Genomic DNA, 20625 nt, shown 5'->3' on the forward strand with positions numbered 1-20625 from the left:
CCGGGCCTCTGCTGCTCACCGTGAGCTGAGCGCCGGACGGGCCCAGCCGCGCTGGGCGAGCTGTCCGCGCGGCTGGGTCGGCCCGCACCCACCTCCCCGGCCGCCGACGGATGCCGGTCGCCGGACACCCGTTCGTCCCGTGGGAGCGTTTCCGGCCGTGACCGTAGATGGGTTAAGGCCGGATTTCCGGAATTCTCGGGCCTGGACCGGAAGCGGCTGGGCCGCCCGTCGGATACGGTTCGGGCCGTCACGACGCCCGCGACGACCCGGTCGGCGGCGCGGCCGTGCTGTCGCGGACCACCAGTTCGGTGGCGAGTTCCACACGGGGTGAATCGATGGCCTCGCCCTGGGCGAGCCGCAGGACGGTCCGCGCGGCCAGCCGACCCATCTCGACCAGCGGTTGCCGCACAGTGGTCAGTGGCGGTGAGGCCCACCGCGCCTCGGGCAGGTCGTCGAAGCCGACCACGCTGACGTCGCCCGGAACCAGCAGGCCCCGTTGCCGGATGGCCTCGTAGACGCCGAAGGCCATCTGGTCGCTGGCCGCGAAGATGGCCGTCGGCGGATCGGCGAGGTCGAGCAGCGCCGTGCCGGCGGCGAACCCGGAGGCGTGGTAAAAGTCGCCCGGGCAGACCAGGGCGTCGTCGACCGGCACCCCGGCCGCCTCCAAGCCGGCCCGGTAACCGTCGAGCCGAGCCCGGCTGCACAACAGGTGCGTGGGCCCGGCGACGAACCCGATCCGCCGGTGCCCGATCGAGAGCAGGTGCTCGGTCGCGGCGAGTCCGCCGGACCAGTTGGTGGCACCGATCGTCGGCACGTCCATGGCCGGCACGCCGGCCGGGTCGACGACCACCACCGGCACGTTGAGGCGGCGCAGCTGCGCGTGCAGCGGCGGGCTCAGGTGCGAGGTCACGAAGATGACGCCGTCGGTGGCCCGGGTACGCAGATTCTGCAACCACTGCCGGGCCGCGGTGGGCTGCCGGTGGATCGCGGAGACCACGGTGCCGACGCCGGCGCCGTGCCCGACGTCCTCCACTCCGCGAATGATCTCCACGGCCCAGGGGCTGTCCAGGTCGTTGAAGACCAGGTCGACGAGACCGGCGCGGCGGACGCTGCGGCTGTTGCGGCGCCGGTAGCCGTGGTGGCGCAGCAGCTCCTCGACCCGTTCCCGGGTGTCGGGTGCCACATCGGACCGACCGTTGAGCACCCGGGACACGGTCGGCACCGACACTCCGGCCTCCCGTGCGATCGCGGTGATGGTCACCCTGCGTCCGTCGTCCGCGTCCACCGCGTCTCCTTTGATCTTTCGGGGGCGGGCCGGACGCCGGCACCGGGATGCCCCGGAGCAGCGTGTCCGTCCCATCGGTCATCTTGCCGCACGGACCGAGGGCTGGCGACAGGGCGCATCGCCGCCGGTGTTCGGGAAGTTGCGGAGAATTCCCGGAAGTCCGGCTGATCGGCACGGGCCGGCGCGTCGCCGGGCCCGGCCTAGCACCCGTGACCTCGCCGCTCAGTCGCTCGCCGCACCGGCTGCCGACGGCGGCCGATCGGGCCCGGGGGAGGGCGTGTACGGGCCGCAGGAAGACCGGACGACGAGTTCGGTCGGCAGCCGGACGTGCGGGTCGCGTTCGACGCCGCCGACGAGGTCGATGAGCAGCCGCATCGCCACGGCGCCCATGCGCTGCAGGGGTTGCGAGATCGTGGTGAGCTGCGGGGTGACCAGCGCCGACTCAGGGATGTTGTCGAAGCCGATCACGGACAGGTCGTCGGGCACCGTGAGGCCCATGGTCCGGGCGACGTCCATCGTGGAGATCGCGGAGAGGTCGTTGCTGGCGAAGACGGCGGTCGGCCGGTCGGGCAGTGCCAGCAGTTCCGCGGCCGTGGCGGCGGCGCTCTCGACCCGGAAACCGCCGACGCGGACGAGTCGTTCGTCGACCGCGACGCCCGCGTCGGCCATGGCTCGGCGGAAGCCGGCCTCGCGAAGGCGCGCCGACTCGAGGTCGGGGCGACCGCTGATGTGGCCGATGCGGCGGTGGCCGAGCGACAGCAGGTAGTTGGTCGCGAGCACCGCGCCGGCGAAGTTGTCCGAGTCGACGGTGGGCAGCCCCGACGGGCCGGTGTGGGGGTCGACGGCCACGACATGGAAGCCCTGTTTGGTCTCGACCACCGTCGGCGTGACGATCACCGCCCCGTCGATGAGCGTCCCGGACAGGCGGGCCAGCGAGCGCCGCTCCCAGCCGACGGCCGTGCCGTCGCCGTCGCCGCCGGAGTAGGCCAGCAGTTGGTAGCCGGTGCCGGCGACCTCCTTCGACGCGCCCTTGAGCAGCTCGGTCGAGAACGGCTCGAACTCGGCGACCAGGATGCCCAGGACGTTCGTCCGGTGGCTGCGCAGGCTCTGCGCTCCCAGGCTGGCCTCGTAACCGAGCTGGTGGATGACCTCCCGGACGCGCTCCACGGTCGCCTGCGCCACGCCGTAGCGACCGTTGACGACCTTCGACACGGTCGCCACCGAGACGCCGGCCGTACGGGCCACGTCCGACATCTTGACACGCTCAGGGAAGGTCACGCCGACGATGATAGTGGGCCACCTGGGACTCGTCGCGAGGGGTAGAAAACGTTATCGACAACGGTTGACACCCCGTTACGTGACTGTAAAACTCGCCGCACCTAAGTACCGCCACTGCTAGTCGAGGAGACGTGTCGATGGCGATGAAGCACCGCGCGGGCGCCACCCTGGCGCTGTTGATGACGACCGCACTGCTCGTCGCCGGGTGTAACGGCAGCGACAGCGAGGCACCCGCCGAGAACGAGCTCTACAAGAACCCGGTGACCCTGACCTGGTGGCACAACGCCTCCCAGGACGGGCCTGGCAAGACCTACTGGGAGAAGGTCGCGAAGGACTTCTCCGCACTGCACCCGACCGTCACGGTCCAGATCGAGGCGATCGAGACCAACCAACTCCAGCGCACCCGGCTCCCCGCCGCGCTGCTGTCCAGCGACCCGCCGGACATCTTCCAGGCGTGGGGCGGCGGCGAGATGCGTGAGCAGGTGGAGGCCGACTACCTCAAGGACCTCACCGATCAGGTCAAGGACGAGGTCGCCAACATAGGCAGCGCGACCGAGATCTGGCAGGTGAACGGCAAGCAGTACGGCCTGCCGTACCGGATGGGGATTGAGGGCATCTGGTACAACAAGGACATGTTCGCGAAAGCGGGCATCACCGCTCCTCCGACCACTTTCGAGGAGCTCAACCAGGCGGTCACGAAGCTCAAGGCCATCAACGTCATCCCGATCGCGCTGGGGGCCGGTGACAAGTGGCCCGCCGCGCACTGGTGGTACAACTTCGCGCTGCGTGCCTGCTCGGTCGACACGCTCAAGAAGGCGTCCGTCGACCTGGTCTTCGACGACCCGTGCTTCGTCAAGGCGGGCCAGGACCTGAAGACCTTCATCGGCACCAACCCGTTCCAGCCGAACTTCATTGCGACGCCGGGCCAGAACGACCCGACCAGCGCCAACGGGCTGGTCGCCAACGGCAAGGCCGCGATGGAGCTGATGGGCGACTGGAACAGGGGCACCCTGGAGACCGTCGCCGAGGATCCCGAAGCGCTCACGAAGTTCCTCGGCTGGTTCCCCGTGCCGGCGATCGCCGGCTCCGCCGGTGACCCGAAGGCGGCCCTCGGCGGCGGCGACGGGTTCGCCTGCGCCAAGAACGCCCCGGCCGAGTGCGTCGAGTTCCTCAAGTACATCGTGAGCCCCGAGGTGCAGAAGGGCTTCGCCGGGACCGGCACCGGCCTGCCCGTAGCCAAGGGTGCGGAGGCCGGCGTGGCCGACCCCGCCCTGAAGTCCATCCTGGAGGCCACGTCGGGTGCGACGTATGTGCAGCTCTGGCTGGACACGGCCTTCGGCAGCACCGTCGGCAACGCGATGAACGACGCGGTCATCGCCATTTTCGCGGGCAACGGCACCCCGGAGAAGGTCGTCGAGGCGATGAAGGCGGCCGCGAAGAAGTGACCTCCACCAACCCGACCCTGAGCCCCGCCGGCGGCGCGTCCGTGCCGCCGGCGGGCCCCCCGGCCGCCCGACGCCCGTCGTCCCGCGCTGCCGAGACCAGACGCAAGTGGTACGAGATCATCGGGCTCACCACGCCGGCGGTCGCCGTCTACGTGATGTTCGTGCTGGTGCCGATGGGCTTCGCGGTCTACTACAGCCTCTTCCGCTGGCGCGGAGTCGGGCCGCCCACCGAGTTCGTCGGATTCAACAACTACATCCTCGCCTTCCAGGACCCGATCTTCCTCGACGCTCTTCGCAACAACGCCATCATCGTGTTCGGGTCGCTGCTGCTCCAGGGCCCCATCGCCCTGGCCGTGGCCCTGCTGCTCAACCGTCGCTTCCGCGGCCGCACCGTGTTCCGGCTCCTGGTGTTCGTGCCGTACGTCCTCGCCGAAGTCACCGTCGGCATCATGTGGAAGTTGATCCTCACCGGCGGCGGGACCATCGACGTGCTGCTGCGGCAGATCGGCCTGGGCAGCCTGGTGCAGGCGTGGCTCGCCGACCTCGACATCGTCATCTGGACGCTGCTGATTGTCCTCACCTGGAAGTACGTCGGCTTCGCGATCATTCTCCTGCTCGCCGGACTGTCGAACGTACCGCCCGAGCTGACCGAGGCCGCCGCGATCGACGGCGCGAGCTGGTGGCAGACCCAGCGCCACGTCACGCTCCCGCTGCTGGGCCCGACGATCCGGATCTGGATGTTCCTGTCGATGATCGGCTCGTTGCAGGTCTTCGACGTGATCTGGGTGACCTCGGTGCCCGCGGTCCGGTCGCTCGGCGCCTCGGCCACCATGGCGACGTACATGGTGGACAACGGCTTCTTCGCCCGGCTCTGGGGCTACGGCAACGCGGTGGCCGTGATCCTGTTCGTCATCTCCTTCATCGCGGCGCTGCTGTTCCAGCGCTTTCTCCTCCGTCGCGACATCGCGGGCGCCGTCACCGGAAGGAGGAACTGACCGTGGTCGAGAACGCGCTGACGTCCCCCTCGTCGCCGCACCGCCGTCCGTTCTCGTGGGGCAGTCCGCTGACCTACGGGCTGGCCCTCGCGATCGCCGCCGTCTCCATCGCCCCGGTGGTCTACGTGATCGTCGGCGGCTTCCGAACCACCCCGCAGATCATCGCGGACCCGGCCGGGCTGCCCGACCCGTGGGTGTGGGACAACTACGCCAGGGTCTTGACGCGGGTCGACTTCTGGCAGCAGGCGCTCAACAGCGCGGTGATCGCCCTGGGCACGACGCTCGCCGTCGTGCTGCTCGGCGTCTGCGCCGCGTTCGTGCTCGCCCGCTACAGCTTCCGCGGTCGGGAGACGCTCTACACCTTCTTCACCCTCGGTCTGCTCTTCCCGGCCGGGGCGGCGATCCTGCCGCTCTACCTGATGCTGCGTGACCTCAACCTGATCAACTCCTACTATGCGGTGATCCTCCCGCAGGTCGCCTTCTCGCTGCCGCTCACGATCGTGATCCTGCGTCCGTTCCTGGCCGCCGTACCCCGCGAGTTGGAGGACGCCGCGGCGATCGACGGCGCCGGCCGGCTCGGTTTCCTCTGGCGGGTCATGCTGCCGCTGTCCCGGCCCGCGCTGGTCACCGTCGGGGTCCTCGCGTTCGTGGCGAGCTGGAACGCCTTCCTCCTGCCGCTGCTCGTGCTCGGCGACGCCGATCTGCACACCCTGCCGCTGGGCGTGCAGAACTTCTCCAGCCAGTACACCTCCGACACCGCGGGAATCCTCGCGTTCACCTCGCTGGCGATGCTGCCGGCACTTCTCTTCTTCACCTTCGCCGAGAAGCAGATCGTCGGTGGCCTGCAGGGTGCGGTGAAGGGCTGAGCAGCACCGGTACGCGCAGAGACGCGAAACACCGCAAAACCGTCTACCTGTTCGCCCAGCGGTCCCTCCTACGGGGGCCGATGGGCGTCGGAGGAAAGTGACCGACAACGTGACCGTGGACACCGAACCGAGCACCACCATCTGGAACGATCCCTCCTACGACCCGCCCACCCGCGTCGACGCCCTCGTCGCCGCGATGACCCTGCCGGAGAAGATCGCCCAGCTGTACGGCGTCTGGGTGGGCGCCTCCGCCGACGGCGGTGAGGTCGCGCCCCACCAGCACGAAATGGAGGAGCCGGTCGACCTCGACGAGCTGCTGCACACCGGGCTCGGGCAGCTGACCCGGCCGTTCGGCACCGCTCCGGTCGACCCGGCGCTCGGCGCGCTCTCCCTGCTGCGGACCCAGCAGCGGATCACCGCCGCGAACCGTTTCGGCATCCCGGCCCTCGCCCACGAGGAGTGCCTGGCCGGCTTCGCCACCTGGGGCGCGACCGCGTACCCGGTGCCGTTGTCCTGGGGCGCCACCTTCGACCCGGCACTGATCCGGCGGATGGCCGGCCTGATCGGCGCGGACCTGCGCCGCCTCGGCGTGCACCAGGGACTGGCACCGGTGCTCGACGTGGTCCGCGACGCCCGTTGGGGACGGGTCGAGGAGACCATGGGCGAGGACCCGTACCTGGTGGGGACGCTCGCCACCGCGTACATCCAGGGGTTGGAGTCGACGGGTGTGGTGGCCACGCTCAAGCACTTCGTCGGTTACTCCGCCTCTCGCGCCGGGCGCAACCTGGCACCGGTCGGCATGGGCCCGCGGGAGCGGGCGGACGTGATGCTGCCGCCGTTCGAGATGGCGGTGCGGGAGAGCGGCGCGCGGTCGGTGATGCACGCCTACACCGACACCGACGGGATGCCGTCGGCGGCCGACGAGGAACTGCTCACGGGCCTGCTCCGGGAGACCTGGGGGTTCACCGGCACGGTGGTGGCCGACTACTTCGGCATCGCCTTCCTGCGCACCTTGCACGGGGTCGCCGGAAGCTGGGGCGAGGCGGCCGGGGTGGCACTCGCCGCCGGGGTGGACGTGGAGTTGCCCACCGTGAAGACCTTCGGTGAGCCGCTGCATGAGGCCCTCGCCGCCGGGCAGGTGGCCGAGGCGCTGATCGACCGGGCGGTGCGGCGGGTGCTGCTGCAGAAGGCCCAGCTCGGGCTCCTCGACGACGGGTGGGACCCGGTGCCGGTGGCGCTCGCCGGCGTCGACCTCACCGACCCGGAGGCGGTGCGGGGCACCATCGACCTGGACCCACCCGCCAACCGGGAACTCGCCCGCGAGGTGGCCGAACAGGCCGTCGTCCTGCTGCGCAACGACGGCGTCCTGCCGCTGGCCAGGCCGGCGCGGATCGCGGTGGTCGGCCCGCAGGCCGAGAACCCGACGGCGGTGCTGGGCTGCTACTCGTTCCCGGTCCACGTCGGATCCCACCACCCGGAGCTGCCGCTCGGGATCGAGCTGCCCACCCTCGTGCAGGCGCTGCGCGCCGAGTTTCCAGGAAGCGAGGTCGTGGTCGTGCCCGGCGCGAGCGTCGACGGCCCGGAGACCGGTGGGTTCGCCCCGGCGGTCGAGGCGGCCCGGGGCGCGGACGTCGTCATCGCGGCCCTGGGTGACCGGGCCGGGTTGTTCGGCCGGGGCACCAGCGGTGAGGGCTGCGACGCGGAGTCGCTGGCCCTGCCCGGGGTGCAGCAGCAGCTGCTGGACGCGCTGCTGGAGGTCGGCGTCCCGGTGGTGGTCACGCTGATCGCCGGCCGGCCGTACGCGCTGGGCCGGGCGGTCGACGAGGCGGCGGCCATCGTGCAGTCGTTCTTCCCGGGCGAGGAGGGGCCGTCGGTGATCGCCGGTCTGCTCAGCGGGCGGGTCGAGCCGCAGGGTCGGCTGCCGGTCAGTGTGCCGCGCAGCCCGGGTGGCCAGCCGACCACCTACCTCGCCGCCCGGCTGGGCCAGGCCAGCGACGTCTCCAACATCGACCCCACGCCCGCGTACGGCTTCGGGCACGGGCTCAGCTACACCCGATTCGACTGGTCGGAGCTGACGGTCGAACAGGCGACGGCGGAGACCGACGGGGAGCTGCTGCTGGCCTTCACGCTGCGTAACAGCGGCACCCGGTGGGGCAGTGAGGTGGTGCAGCTCTACGCGCACGATCCGGTGGCCTCGGTGGTGCAGCCGGTGCAGCGGTTGATCGGCTACCTACGGGTGCCGCTGGAGGCCGGCGCCAGTCGCCGGATCGAGGTGACCGTGCCGGCCGACCTGCTCTCGTTCACCGGGCGGGACGGGCGGCGGGTGGTCGAGCCGGGGGAGCTGGAGTTGCGGCTCGCCTCGTCCAGCACGCAACCGCGGCTGGTGGCGACCGTCGAGCTGACCGGGCCGGTACGGCAGGTGGACCACACCCGGCGGATGCACCCCGTGTTCACGGCCCACCCGACCGACTGAGCGCGACGTGTACACCGACCTGCCCGAGGAGCAGCTGCACGGCTACCGCAGCGCGGTCCGGGAACCGGCGGACTTCGACCAGTTCTGGGCCGGCACCCTGGCGGAGGCCCGGGACGCCCGCTGGCCGGTCCGGGTCGAGCCGGTGACGACCGGGCTGGTCAGCATCGACGTGTTCGACGTGACGTTCCCGGGCTTCGCCGGCCAACCCGTGCGGGGCTGGCTGCGGGTGCCCCACGGAGCCGGCATGGCGCTGCCGACCGTGGTCCAGTACGCCGGCTACGGCGGCGGTCATGGGCACCCGCTGGAGAACCTGCTCTGGGCGGCGGCCGGGTTCGTGCACCTGCAGATGGACACCCGGGGGCAGGGTTCGGGCTGGAGCCGGGGAGCCACCCCGGATCCCGGTGCCGCCGGCCCGGAGGCGCCCGGGGTGACCACCCGGGGTATCGCCGACCCGCGCACCTAGTACTACCGCCGACTGATCACCGATGCGGTCCGGGCGGTGGACGCCGTCCGGACCCTGCCGGTGGTCGATCCGACCCGGGTGGCGGTGCTCGGTCACAGCCAGGGCGGCGGGCTGGCGCTCGCGGCCGGCGCACTGGCACCCGGCGTACGGGCGGTGGTCGCCCTCGTGCCGTTCCTCTGCGACATCCCGCGCGCGATCGTCGCCACCGACGCCCGCCCGTACCGGGAGATCCGGGACTACCTGGCGATCCACCGGGACGCCGAGGAGCGGGTGCTGGCCACCCTGGCGTACGTCGACGGGGTGAACTTCGCCCGGCGCTGCCGCCGCCCGACGCGGTACTCGGTGGCGTTGATGGACGACATCGTGCCCCCGTCGACGGTCTACGCGGCCGTCAACGCCCACGCCGGGCCGACCGAGCTGTCGGTGTGGCGGTACAACGGCCACGAGGCCGGCGGGATCGACGACGACGAGGCGGCGCTGCGCTTCCTCGGCGAGCACCTGGCCGAGGGCGCCGAGCCGATTCGGCCGGCGGTCGGACGTCGATCCGGCGCGGAGCTCCGGTCGGGCTGATAGACAGGACGGGTGCGCAGGTCAGGGCGAGTGGGCGGCGGCGCCGTGCTCGCGCTGGTCGTGCTGCTCGGCGGCTGCTCGCGGCCGGAGCCCCGCCCGGCGCCGACGGGTGCGGGGTCGACGTCGGTGAGCCCTGGCCCGTCCGCCACGGCCCGCCTGCCGGGGTTCGTGGTGCTGACCGACCTCGACCCGCGCATCCACGCCGACATCCGGTACGCCACCGCGCACAACTTCGTCGGCCGGCCGATCACCGCCTACCATGAGCCGCTGTGTCTGCTCACCCGGCAGGCGGCCGAGGCGCTGCGCCGGGTGCAGGATGCCGCGCTGGCCGGCGGGCACAGCCTCAAGGTGTACGACTGCTACCGCCCGCAGCCGGCGGTGGACGACTTCGTCGCCTGGGCGAAGCGCCCCGGCGAGCAACAGACGAAAGCCGAGTTCTATCCGGACGTGGCGAAGAGCCGACTCTTCGCCGACGGTTACATCGGGGCGCCCACGGCGCACAGCAGGGGCAGCACCCTTGACCTGACCCTGGTCGACGAGCCGGCCGCCAGCCAGCCCCCGTACGCGTCGGGTCAGCCGCTGGTGGCCTGTACCGCGCCGCGCGGGCAGCGCTTCGCCGACAACAGCATCGACATGGGCACCGGCTTCGACTGCTTCGACACCCGGGCGCACACGGCCGACCCCGGGATCACCGGCACGGCCCGGGACAACCGGCGGCTGTTGCAGCGGTTGATGACCGACGGCGGGTTCGTGAACTACGACCGCGAGTGGTGGCACTACAGCTTCCGCGACGAGCCGTACCCGGACACCTACTTCGCCGCGCCGGTGGCCCGCTCCTCGGTCGGCTGACAACCCGGCCGGCACCGACGCCGCCGACGCCGTCCGGCATGATCGACGCCGTGACCACCGAACGGATCGGCCCCCCGGTGACCGGTGGGGAGCGGGAGACGCTGCGCGCCTTCCTCGACTTCCACCGCGCGACGCTGGCCCTGAAGTGCGACGGCCTCTCCGACGAGGAACTGCGCCGGCAGTCGATGCCGCCCTCCTCGCTGTCCCTGCTCGGCCTGGTCCGGCACCTGGCCGAGGTGGAACGCGCCTGGTTCCGGCGGGTGATCGACGGCGAGGACGTCGGGCTGGTCTGGTCGGCGACCGGCGACTACCAGCAGGCGTACGACGCCAGCTCCGCCACCCGCGCCGAGGCGTTCGACGCCTGGCAGCGCGAGGTCGAGCACGCCCGCCGCATCGAGCGGGCCGCGCCGTCGCTCGACGTGACCGGCCACAACGCCCGCTCCGGCGAGGACGTGTCGCTGCGGCTGGTGATACTGCACCTGATCCACGAGTACGCCCGGCACAACGGGCACGCCGACTTCCTGCGCGAGGGCATCGACGGCACCGTCGGCGTCTGACTCCCCGTCCACGGCGCGCGGGCTGTCATTCGCGGCATTCACCGCGAATGGCAACAACACCAGGCCAACGACGCCTACCAACAGTCGCAGGGGTGTTTGACGTCGAGCAGCGGAACGCATAACCTTTCATCGATCTGTAAACCTTGTATACAGATGGTTCACGTCGACGCGTCGGCGCGCGTCCCCAGGCCACCACCGAAGGGACGATCAGGTGATCGCAGAACTCTCCTCCCGTACCAGGCGGATCATCTCGCTGCTGGTCGCCTTCGTCGTCGCGCTCAGCGTCGGCCTCGCCGTCAACGCCTCGCGTACCGCGCAGGCCGCTCCGACGTTCAAGGTCCTGGCCTTCTACAACGGCACCTGGGACGCCGCGCACATCGACTTCGTCCGGGATGCCCGGGCCTGGTTCCCGCAGGCTTCCGCCCAGTACGGCTTCTCCTGGGAGGCGACCACCAACTGGGGCCTGCTGAACACCGCCAACCTGGCGCAGTACAAGGTCATCATGTTCCTGGACGACGCGCCACCCACCGCGCAACGTGCCGCGTTCCAGCAGTACATGCAGAACGGCGGCGCGTGGCTGGGCTTCCACGTCACCGCGTTCAACACCAACCCGTCGAGCTGGAGCTGGTACTACAACACCTTCCTCGGCACCGGCGCGTTCCAGTCGAACACGTGGGGACCCACCCGGGTCACCCTGCGCGCCGACAACCGCACCCACCCGGCCACCCGGCAGCTCCCCGCGACCTTCCCGTCGTCGATCAGCGAGTGGTACTCCTGGAGCAACGACCTGCGGCAGAACCCGGACATCGACATCCTCGCCTCGATCGACCCGTCCAGCTTTCCGGTCGGCACCGACCCCAACCAGTCCTGGTACAGCGGCTACTACCCGCTGGTGTGGAGCAACAAGCGGTACAAGATGCTCTACGCCAACTTCGGCCACAACGCCATGGACTACAACACCAACACCGGGCTGTCGTCCACCTTCGACAGTGAGCCACAGAACCGGCTGCTGATCGACGGTCTGCACTGGCTCGCCGGTGCCGGCACCGGGCCCACCCCGACGCCCACGCCGACCGGCCCCATCTCGCCGACGGCCTGGCACACCGTGGTCAACCGGGCCAGCGGCAAGTGCGTGGACGCGCGGGCCGCCGCCAGCACCAACGGCACCGCCATCCAGCAGTACGCCTGCAACAACAGCACCGCCCAGCAGTACCAGTTCGCGCCGACCAGCGGCGGTTACCTGCGGGTCAACAACCGCAACAACAGCGCTCAGGTGCTCGACGTGACCAACGTGTCGACCGCCGACTCGGCACCCATCCAGCTCTGGTCCTACAGCGGTGGCAACAACCAGCAGTGGCGGGCGGAGTCGGAGGGTGGCGGCTACTACCGCCTGGTCAACCGCAACAGCGGCAAGTGCCTCGACGTGCCGGGCGCGTCCACCGCGGACAGTGTCCAGCTCATCCAGTACGCCTGCAACGGCACCGCCGCGCAGTCCTTCCGGCTGGTGCCGCAGCCATAGACCCGGCGCAGTAACGTGCCCGCCATGGCGATTCCCGACCGCGTACCGATCGCGTACGAGCCCGACTACCGCACCCGCTTCATCGGTCGGTACGACAAGGGTCAGTTCTTCGGCTCCGTCACGGCCACCCTGGAGGACGGCAGCGGCGCCGAGGACGACTGGTTCCGCCACAAGCGGTGGTACGCCGTGCTGCACCGGTTCGACCCTGACGGCGCGCACACCGACTCGGACATCTGGTTCGCCGGCACCAGCGAGGACGAGCAGGCCTCCGTCGACCGGGCCGAGGCCCGGCTCGTCGAGTGGCTCGACGCGCTGCCCGGCCGGGTCTTCGACGACATCGCCATCAAGCTCTTCCAGGTCGAGGTCGACGGGCACGTCTTCGGGCTGGTCGACGGAACCGCGGACTACGACGGCGAGGACCACGCCGAGTTCGTCCCCGACGACCTCGGTTTCGACCCGCCCTGGGACGGCTGCTACGACACCTGAGCGGCGCGGCCGAGCCGGGCGGCCACGCCGCGCAGCACGTCGCGCAGCTCCGGTGGGTCGAGCACGTCGAGGTCCACCTCAAGGGTGCCGAGGAAGGCGGCCAGGTTGCTCAACGACTCCCCGCCGGTGTGCAGCAGGCAACTGTGCTCGTCGATCGCCTCCAGCAGGCCCGCCGTGCTGGGGATCCGCTGCGCCATCCGATCGGCCGGCGCGTGCAGGCGTACCCGCGCCGGGTGCGGCCACGCCGTGGAACCGACGCCGCGCAGCACGTGCGCGACCGCGTCGCCACCCGGCGGCTCCCGGGGCGTGAAGCGCGGACCGCCCGGCACCCGGGGCTGGATCCGGTCGGCGCGGAAGGTCCGCCAGTCGGCCCGGTCGGTGTCCCAGCCCAGCAGGTACCAGCGTCGCCCGGTGTAGACCAGCCGGTACGGCTCGACGTCCCGGACGGTGGCCGTGCCGTCGTGCCCGGCGTAGTCGAAGCGCAGCCGCTCCTGGCGGTGCACGGCCGTGGAGACGGCGGTGAGCGTCTCGGCGTCCACGGTCGGGCCGCCGGCGGCGGCGGAGACCGTCGCCGCGCGCAGGGCGTCCACCCGGTGCCGCAACCGCGACGGCAGCGCCTGCTCCAGCTTGGCCAGCGCGCGCAGCGAGGTCTCCTCGATACCGCGCACCGAGCCGGACGCGGCCGCCCGCAGGCCGACGGCCACCGCCACCGCCTCGTCGTCGTCGAGCAGCAGCGGCGGCAGGGCGGACCCGGCGCCGAGGCGGTAGCCGCCAGCGACCCCGGGGCGTGACTCGATCCGGTAGCCGAGCACCCGCAGTCGTTCGACGTCGGTGCGTACGGTGCGGGTGCTGACCGCCAGCCGGTCGGCCAACTCCGTGCCCGACCAGTCGCGGTGGCCCTGCAACAGGGCGAGCAGGCGCAGCAGCCGCACGGAGGTCTCCACCATGTCCGCGAGTCTGCCAGTTATTGCGGAAGCCCATGTTCCGCAATGTCGCGCGCAGGAGCGCGGTTAATCGGTTGCCGGGCGCCGCGACCGCCTGCTGAACTACCCGAAACCGCCACCAACCTTCAGGGAGTAGTAATGCGCGCTGCGTCGATGTCCGACCAGAAGGGACCTGTCACCGACCCGAAGGACATGACGCTGCGTGAAAACCCTCAACCTCGGCATCCTGGCGCACGTCGATGCCGGTAAGACCAGCCTGACCGAGCGACTGCTGCACGACGTCGGTGTGCTCGACGAGATCGGCAGCGTCGACGCGGGCAGCACCCGCACCGACTCCCTGGCGTTGGAACGACAACGCGGCATCACCATCCGCTCCGCCGTCGTCTCCTTCGTGGTGGACGACGTGACCGTCAACCTGATCGACACTCCCGGGCACCCGGACTTCATCGCCGAGGTCGAACGGGTGCTCGGCGTGCTCGACGGCGCGGTACTGGTGATCTCCGCGGTGGAGGGGGTCCAGCCGCAGACCCGTGTGCTGATGCGCACCCTGCGCCGGCTGCGCATCCCGACGCTGATCTTCGTGAACAAGGTCGACCGGGCCGGGGCCGACCCCGATCGGGTGCTGCGGGCCGTCGCGGAGAGGCTGACCCCGTCCGTGGTGGCGATGGCTTCGGTGGCGGCGCCCGGCACCCGGGACGCCCACTGCACGCCGTACGGCCCGGCCGACGACAGGTTCACCGACCGGCTGCTCGACCTGCTCGCCGGGCAGGACGACGCGCTGCTCGCCGACTGGGTGGCGGACACCTCGGCACTGCCGTACCCCCGGCTGGGCCGGGCGCTGGCGGTCTGGACCGGCCGGGCGCTGGTCCATCCGGTGTTTGCCGGCTCGGCGATCACCGGCGCCGGGGTGGATGCGCTGATCGCCGGCATCACCGAGCTGTTGCCCACGGTTCGGGGCGACGCCGACGCCCCGGTCTCCGGCACCGTCTTCGCCATCGAGCGCGGCCCGGCGGGGGAGAAGATCGCCCTGGTCCGGCTCTTCGCCGGCACGATCCGGGTGCGTGATCGGATCCGCGTCGGTGCGGCCGGTGCGGCCTTGGTCACCGCCGTACGCGTCGTCGCCGACGGCGCCGACGTCGCGGCGGCGTCGGTCGGCGCGGGCCACATCGCCCGGCTGTGGGGCCTGACCGAAGCGCGGATCGGCGACCCGGTCGGCGCACCCCACGAGCGCGCCGACGGGGACCGGCACTTCGCGCCGCCGACTCTGGAGACCGTCGTGGTCCCGGCCCGGCCCGCCGACCGGGTCGCGGCGCACGCCGCGCTGAGCCAGCTCGCCGAGCAGGATCCACTGATCAACCTGCGGCAGGACGACCGGCAGCACGAGATGACCCTCTCGCTCTACGGCGAGGTGCAGAAGGAGGTCATCCAGGCCACCCTGGCCGACGACTTCGGAGTGGCGGTGACCTTCCGGGAGAGCAGCACGGTGCACGTGGAGCGGGTGTGCGGCGTCGGCGCGGCGGTCGAGGTGATCGCTGTGGCGCCCAACCCGTTCCTGGCCACCGTCGGGTTGCGGGTGGCCCCCGCACCGGCCGGGGCCGGGGTGAGCTTCCGGCTCGGCGTCGAGCTGGGATCGATGCCGCCGGCCTTCTTCGCCGCCGTCGAGGAGACCGTGCACCGGACGCTGCGTCAGGGGCCGCACGGCTGGCAGGTCCCCGACTGCGAGGTGACGATGACCCACGCCGGCTACTGGGCCCGGCAGAGCCACTCCCACGGCACCTTCGACAAGAGCATGTCCAGCACGGCGGGGGACTTCCGCAACCTCACCCCGCTGGTGTTGATGGCCGCGCTCACCCGGGCCGGCACCCGGGTCCACGAGCCGGTGCACCGATTCCGGCTGGAGGCGCCGGGCGACATCCTCGGCACCCTGCTTCCCGCGCTGGCCCGGCTGGACGCGGTGCCGACCAACACCACCGGCCAGGGCACGTCGTACCTGGTGGAGGGGGAGATCCCGGCGGGCCGGGTACACGCGCTGGAGCGCCGGCTTCCGGCGCTGACCCGGGGCGAGGGCGTGTTGGAGACCGCGTTCGACCGGTACCGGCCGGTGCGCGGCCCGGCTCCCACCCGGCCCCGCTGGGATCACAACCCGCTGGACCGCAAGGAGTACCTGCTGGCGGTCGCCCGCCGGGTCGTCGGCGGCCGGTAGCGGGCGCGGCCGGGCCTGCCGCAATATCCATTGCGGACCGGTCCCGGCCCGCCTAGCGTCATCGGCGCAAGGTCAACCGATCAGAACCCGGGGAGTACGCCGTGTCGCAGCGCAACCGCACCAAAGCCACCTGGCGCACGCCAGGTGCCGGTGCCGGGTTGCCCTCGGGCGTGCGGTACCGGTGTCTCGGCCAGCCCGGTCAGGGCCGGCAGTTGGGGCGGCGTCACCCCTGACGCCAGCGCGTCAGACGCCGCCGCCCACCCACTGAGGGTCGGGCGGCCTTTTCATATCCGACGAGCTTCCGCGCCCGGCCGTCTGGCGCGCAATCATTTCCGGTCACCCCGCGCGATGCTGGTGCCGGCACGACACAAGGAGACCGCCATGGGATTCACCCCCCTCGCCGGCACCCGGGCACCGGTCCGGGTCTGGACCGACCCGTACGCCATCGAGCCGCAGGCCGCCCGGCAGCTGCGCAACATCGGCGCGCTGCCCTGGGTGCAGGGCGTCGCGGTGATGCCGGACGTGCACTTCGGCAAGGGCGCGACGGTCGGCTCGGTCATCGCCATGCGGCAGGCCGTCTCGCCGGCCGCCGTCGGCGTGGACATCGGCTGCGGCATGTCGGCGGTCCGCACCTCGCTGACCGCCGCCGACCTGCCGGACGACCTGGCCGGGCTGCGCTCCGCGATCGAGGCCACCATCCCGGTCGGCTTCGCCCAGCGGGACAAGGCGGTCGACCCGCGCCGGGTGCGTGGTCTGGAGCAGGCCGGCTGGGACGACTTCTGGGGCCGGTTCGCCGGGCTGGACCGGCGGGTGGCGCAGCTTGAGACCCGGGCCCAGCGGCAGCTCGGCACCCTCGGCGGGGGTAACCACTTCATCGAGGTCTGCCTGGAGCAGGGTGGTGCCGACGAGGGACGGGTGTGGCTGATGCTGCACTCCGGATCGCGCAACATCGGCAAGGAGCTGGCCGAGCGGCACATCGGGGTGGCGCGACGGCTGCCGCACAACGTCGACCTGCCCGACCGGGACCTTGCGGTGTTCCTCACCGGTACGCCGGAGATGGACGCCTACCGGCGCGACCTGTGGTGGGCGCAGGAGTACGCGCGGCGTAACCGGGCGGTCATGCTGGCCCTGCTCTGCGGCGTGGTGCGCGAGCACTTCCCGCAGGTCGGTTACGACGAGCCCATCTCATGTCACCACAACTACGTCTCGGAGGAGAGCTACGACGGCGTGGACGTGCTGGTCACCCGCAAGGGCGCGATCCGGGCCGGCCGGGGCGACCTGGGCATCATCCCCGGGTCGATGGGCACCGGGTCGTACATCGTGCGGGGTCGGGGGAACCCGGACGCGTACTGCTCGGCCTCGCACGGGGCCGGGCGGCGGATGTCACGGGCGCAGGCCAAGCGCACCTTCAGCACCACGGATCTGGCCGCGCAGACCGCTGGCGTGGAGTGCCGGAAGGACGCCGGGGTGGTCGACGAGATCCCCGGCGCGTACAAGGACATCACCGAGGTGATGGCCCAGCAGGAGGACCTGGTGCAGGTGGTGGCGCACCTCAAGCAGGTGGTCTGCGTGAAGGGCTGACCGTGCCGACGGGCCGCGCGGGCCGGGATGACCGGCCCGCGCGGCAACTCCTCAGAAGCCGGCGAAGACCCGGCGCAGGTCGTCCAGGCTCACCGGGCCGGCCACCCGCACCCCGTCCGGGGTGTGCTGGGAACCCAGCCGCCCGGTGGCCAACCGCAGCCACGCCTCGGCCGGGGCGGTCAGCTCGCCGTCCGGCTGCCGCGGCGCGTCGGTCAGCTCGATCCGCTCGCCCAGCCGCAGCCCGTACGTCTGCTCGGGCTCCTGCAGTCGTACCAGCAGCGTGGCCTCCCGGCCGGCCAGCTCCTGTGGCCGGCTGGTCCACGCCAGCATGCCGCCGACCTGGTCGAGCAGCAGCGGCACCGCCTCCGGCGTCACCGCCGCGAACGGGTTGAACGCCACCTCGACGTCCCACTGGTGCAGGGCGAACTCGCTGAGCCGGAACCGGCCCGCGGTGGCGACGTCGACCGGGTCCGGCAGGAAGCCGAGGTCGATCCGCAGCGAGGCACGGCTCTCGGCGTCCAGCGCCTCGTACGCCCCGACGAGGCGTTCGTTGGCGGCGAGGAACCCGGCGGCGTGTTCGGCCGGGGCCATCGCGTCCCAGCGCTGCCAGACGCCGCGGTTGAAGTCGCCGTCCGGGCCGGGTGCGCCGGTGCGAGCCGCGGTCAGCGTCGCGAGGTTGATCTCCGCGCCGCTGCCCAGGTGGCTGAGCACCTGGGACACCTGCCACTCGCTGGCTCCCGACGGCAGCAGCAGGTCGTCTTCCTTGAGGTCCCGGACGAGCGTGGCGAGCTCCTCGTGGCCCGCGCGCAGAGCGTTGATGATCTGGTCGGCAGCCGTGGACATTTGTCTCCTCAACGGATTTTCGGTGATGGTCGGGACGCTACCGGACGCCGCCGCCGGCCGGTCCCACTCCGGGTCGGAGCGGGCCGGCCGGCGGCGGCGGTCGGCTCAGCCCATGTGCACGGTGGTACCGGTCGGGACGTCCTCCTTGCGCACCTTGACCAGGATCAGGGTGGCCAGTCCGGCGAGCACGATCAGCGCCGCGCCCCAGGCGAACGCCACGCTGTAGCCGTGTACCAGCGCCTCGATCTGGTTGACCGGGTTCGGTGCCCGGCCGACCAGGTACGCGGCGACCGCGCTGGTGTACATGGTGTTCAGCAGCGCGGTGCCCAGCGAGCCGCCGATCTGCTGGGTGGCGTTGAGCGTCGCGCTGGCCGCGCCGGCGTCGTGCTCCGGCACCCCGACCAGGGCGAGGCTGGACAGCGGCACGAACGTGAACCCGAGGCCCATGCCGAGGATGACCTGGGCGGGCAGCAGGTGGGTGAGGAACGAGGTGTCCACGTCGATCTGGGTCAGCAGCAGCATGGCCGCGGCGGCGAGCACGGCACCGCCGACCATCAGCGGCTTGGCACCCACCCGTGGCATCAACTGGCTGGCCCCACCCGCCGCGATCAGCACGCCGGCGGTGACCGGCAGCGAGGCGAGCCCCGCCTCCAGCGGCTTGTACTGGAGCACCACCTGGAAGTAGAAGGTCAGGAAGAGGAACGCGCCGAACAGGCCGGCACCGATCAGCGTCGAGGCGAGGTACGCACCGCCCCGGTTGCGGTCCAGGATGATCCGCATCGGCAGCAGCGGGTGGTTGGAGCGCAGTTCGATCACCACGAAGGCGGCGAGCAGCGCCACACCGGCCGCGATGAAACCGAGCGTCGCGGCGGCGTCCCAGCCGTCCTCGGCGGCCTTGGTGAAGCCGTACACCAGGGAGACCAGGCCGGCGGTGACGACGACCGCGCCGGGCACGTCGTAGCGGGTGTTGCCGTGCGCCCGGCTCTCCGGCACCAGAGGGAGGGCGAAGGCGATGGCGACCGCGGCGACCGGGATGTTGACCAGCAGGCACCAGCGCCAGTCGGCGTACTCGGTGAGCACCCCGCCGAGCAGCAGGCCGACCGCGGACCCACCGCCGGCGATCGCGCCGTACACCGCGAACGCCTTGGCGCGCTCCGTGGCCTCGGTGAACAGGACGGTGAGCAGAGCCAGCGCGGCCGGGGCGAGCAGCGCGCCGAAGGCGCCCTGCAACGCACGGGCGGCGAAGAGCATCCCGCCGGTGGTGGCCAGACCGCCCAGCGCGGAGGCCAGCGCGAAGCCGGTCATGCCGACCAGGAAGGTCCGCTTGCGGCCCCAGTAGTCGGCGATCCGGCCGCCGAGCAGCAGCAGGCCGCCGAACGCCAGCGTGTAGGCCGTGACCACCCACTGCCGGTTCGCGTCGCTGATGCCGAGGTCGGCCTGGGCCTGCGGGAGCGCGATGTTCACGATGGTGGCGTCCAGGACCACCATCAGCTGCGAGATCGCGATGACCGCCAGCGCGATCCAGCGCTTCGGGTGCGGCGCGCCTGTCGACGTCCCGGTGCCGGGCGCACCGGGGGCGGTCGAGGTAGTTCCGGGCATGGTGAAGCCTTCCGTGTGCGTGTTGCTGGTGTGGATCAGGCCTGAGACGGGCGGTCGGGCTGGTAGCGGAGCACCGGAATCAGCACCTGGTCGACGACCTGGGTGAGGAACGCGTCATCGGCGGGTAGGCCGGACGCGACGATGCGGGACATGGAGAGCGCGGGCGCCAGCTCGTGGAACAGCTCCCGTTCACCGGCCTCGGGCGGGATTTCGCCCCGGGCGGCGGCACGGACCAGGATGGCCGTGCTGGCCACCCGCCCGGCCGGCAGCACCTGGTGGCGCACCAGGCGTTCCAGCTCGGGATTGGTCCGCATGGCGAAGGCCAACGCCTGCATCAGGTCGCAGTCGGCCGCGCAGACAGCGGCCGTGGCGCGCAGCAACTCGATCAGGTCGCCGCGCAGTGAGCCGGTGTCGGGCGGGTTGTGTACGCCCACCTGCCGGTGGCGCAGGGCGGCGACGACCAGTTCGGTCTTGCCGTCCCAGCGCCGGTAGATGGTGGCCTTGCTGACGTGGGCGCGGGCGGCGACGGCGTCGATGGTCAACCGGTCGAAGCCGACCTGGCGCAGCACCTCGATGACCACGGCGAACAGGTCGCTGTCGGAGCATCGGGCGCCCCGGGCAGCCGGCACCCCGGCGCCCGCGCCCACCTGCTGACCGCCAAGCATTCCG

The 20625-nt window shown here is 71.7% G+C and carries 16 protein-coding genes and 1 pseudogene; 11 read left to right on the plus strand and 6 right to left on the minus strand.

Annotated features, from left to right (window positions below; all coding sequences use genetic code 11):
- Nucleotides 1-247: 247 nt before the first annotated feature.
- Together ACFY29_RS27510 and ACFY29_RS27515 are read right to left on the minus strand one after the other, a co-directional pair.
- Nucleotides 248-1285, minus strand: a complete 1038-nt coding sequence (locus ACFY29_RS27510; RefSeq protein ID WP_386990876.1) for a LacI family DNA-binding transcriptional regulator — start codon at nt 1283-1285, stop codon at nt 248-250.
- 222 nt (nt 1286-1507) lie between these two features.
- Entirely contained in the window at nt 1508-2563 is a 1056-nt protein-coding gene (locus tag ACFY29_RS27515; RefSeq protein WP_328417376.1) for a LacI family DNA-binding transcriptional regulator, read from the minus strand.
- A gap of 137 nt (nt 2564-2700) precedes the next feature.
- Here ACFY29_RS27515 and ACFY29_RS27520 point away from each other — a divergent pair, with 137 nt between their 5' ends.
- From ACFY29_RS27520 to ACFY29_RS27560, 9 genes and pseudogenes are all read left to right on the plus strand, one after another.
- Complete coding sequence (locus tag ACFY29_RS27520; protein ID WP_386990878.1) at nt 2701-4008, plus strand: ABC transporter substrate-binding protein; 1308 nt, start codon at nt 2701-2703, stop codon at nt 4006-4008.
- The gene (locus ACFY29_RS27525; RefSeq protein ID WP_386990880.1) at nt 4005-5003 is read left to right on the plus strand and encodes a carbohydrate ABC transporter permease; all 999 of its coding nucleotides are present in this window, start codon (nt 4005-4007) and stop codon (nt 5001-5003) included. Before ACFY29_RS27520 ends, ACFY29_RS27525 begins: the two co-directional genes overlap by 4 nt.
- A 2-nt stretch (nt 5004-5005) precedes the next feature.
- A complete protein-coding gene (locus tag ACFY29_RS27530; protein WP_386990882.1) occupies nt 5006-5869 on the plus strand; it encodes a carbohydrate ABC transporter permease in 864 nt (287 codons plus the stop codon).
- Between the two features lie 97 nt (nt 5870-5966).
- A complete protein-coding gene (locus ACFY29_RS27535; protein ID WP_386990883.1) occupies nt 5967-8342 on the plus strand; it encodes a glycoside hydrolase family 3 N-terminal domain-containing protein in 2376 nt (791 codons plus the stop codon).
- Nucleotides 8343-8349: 7 nt separating this feature from the next.
- Nucleotides 8350-9375 (plus strand): annotated as a pseudogene (locus tag ACFY29_RS27540) (acetylxylan esterase).
- Nucleotides 9376-9387: 12 nt separating this feature from the next.
- Nucleotides 9388-10224, plus strand: a complete 837-nt coding sequence (locus ACFY29_RS27545) for a M15 family metallopeptidase (RefSeq protein ID WP_386990885.1) — start codon at nt 9388-9390, stop codon at nt 10222-10224.
- Nucleotides 10225-10274: 50 nt separating this feature from the next.
- Nucleotides 10275-10781: a DinB family protein gene (locus tag ACFY29_RS27550; protein WP_386990887.1), complete on the plus strand. Its 507-nt coding sequence runs from the start codon at nt 10275-10277 to the stop codon at nt 10779-10781.
- Between the two features lie 211 nt (nt 10782-10992).
- On the plus strand, nt 10993-12300 hold the full coding sequence (locus ACFY29_RS27555; RefSeq protein WP_386990889.1) for an RICIN domain-containing protein: 1308 nt from the start codon (nt 10993-10995) through the stop codon (nt 12298-12300).
- Nucleotides 12301-12324: 24 nt separating this feature from the next.
- A complete protein-coding gene (locus ACFY29_RS27560; protein ID WP_386990891.1) occupies nt 12325-12786 on the plus strand; it encodes a hypothetical protein in 462 nt (153 codons plus the stop codon).
- On the opposite strand, the gene ACFY29_RS27565 is transcribed toward ACFY29_RS27560, so the two are convergent.
- Nucleotides 12774-13733, minus strand: coding sequence for a YafY family protein (locus ACFY29_RS27565; protein ID WP_328417360.1), 960 nt, complete (start codon nt 13731-13733; stop codon nt 12774-12776). The genes ACFY29_RS27560 and ACFY29_RS27565 overlap by 13 nt on opposite strands.
- A gap of 199 nt (nt 13734-13932) precedes the next feature.
- Between ACFY29_RS27565 and ACFY29_RS27570 the strand changes: the two genes are divergently transcribed.
- Nucleotides 13933-15933, plus strand: a complete 2001-nt coding sequence (locus tag ACFY29_RS27570) for a GTP-binding protein (protein ID WP_386990894.1) — start codon at nt 13933-13935, stop codon at nt 15931-15933.
- Nucleotides 15934-16314: 381 nt separating this feature from the next.
- Nucleotides 16315-17514: an RtcB family protein gene (locus tag ACFY29_RS27575; RefSeq protein WP_386990896.1), complete on the plus strand. Its 1200-nt coding sequence runs from the start codon at nt 16315-16317 to the stop codon at nt 17512-17514.
- A gap of 51 nt (nt 17515-17565) precedes the next feature.
- Here ACFY29_RS27575 and ACFY29_RS27580 read toward each other — a convergent pair whose 3' ends face one another.
- The 3 genes from ACFY29_RS27580 to ACFY29_RS27590 all read right to left on the minus strand — a co-directional run bounded on the left by ACFY29_RS27580 (nt 17566) and on the right by ACFY29_RS27590 (nt 20621).
- Nucleotides 17566-18357: a maleylpyruvate isomerase family mycothiol-dependent enzyme gene (locus tag ACFY29_RS27580; protein ID WP_328417354.1), complete on the minus strand. Its 792-nt coding sequence runs from the start codon at nt 18355-18357 to the stop codon at nt 17566-17568.
- A 105-nt stretch (nt 18358-18462) separates the two neighbouring features.
- The gene (locus ACFY29_RS27585) at nt 18463-19956 is read right to left on the minus strand and encodes an MFS transporter (protein WP_386990898.1); all 1494 of its coding nucleotides are present in this window, start codon (nt 19954-19956) and stop codon (nt 18463-18465) included.
- 35 nt (nt 19957-19991) lie between these two features.
- Nucleotides 19992-20621, minus strand: coding sequence for a TetR/AcrR family transcriptional regulator (locus tag ACFY29_RS27590; RefSeq protein ID WP_355613291.1), 630 nt, complete (start codon nt 20619-20621; stop codon nt 19992-19994).
- Nucleotides 20622-20625: the final 4 nt, after the last annotated feature.

This window comes from Micromonospora sp. NPDC000668 (genome assembly GCF_042897975.1).
Taxonomy (GTDB): domain Bacteria; phylum Actinomycetota; class Actinomycetes; order Mycobacteriales; family Micromonosporaceae; genus Micromonospora.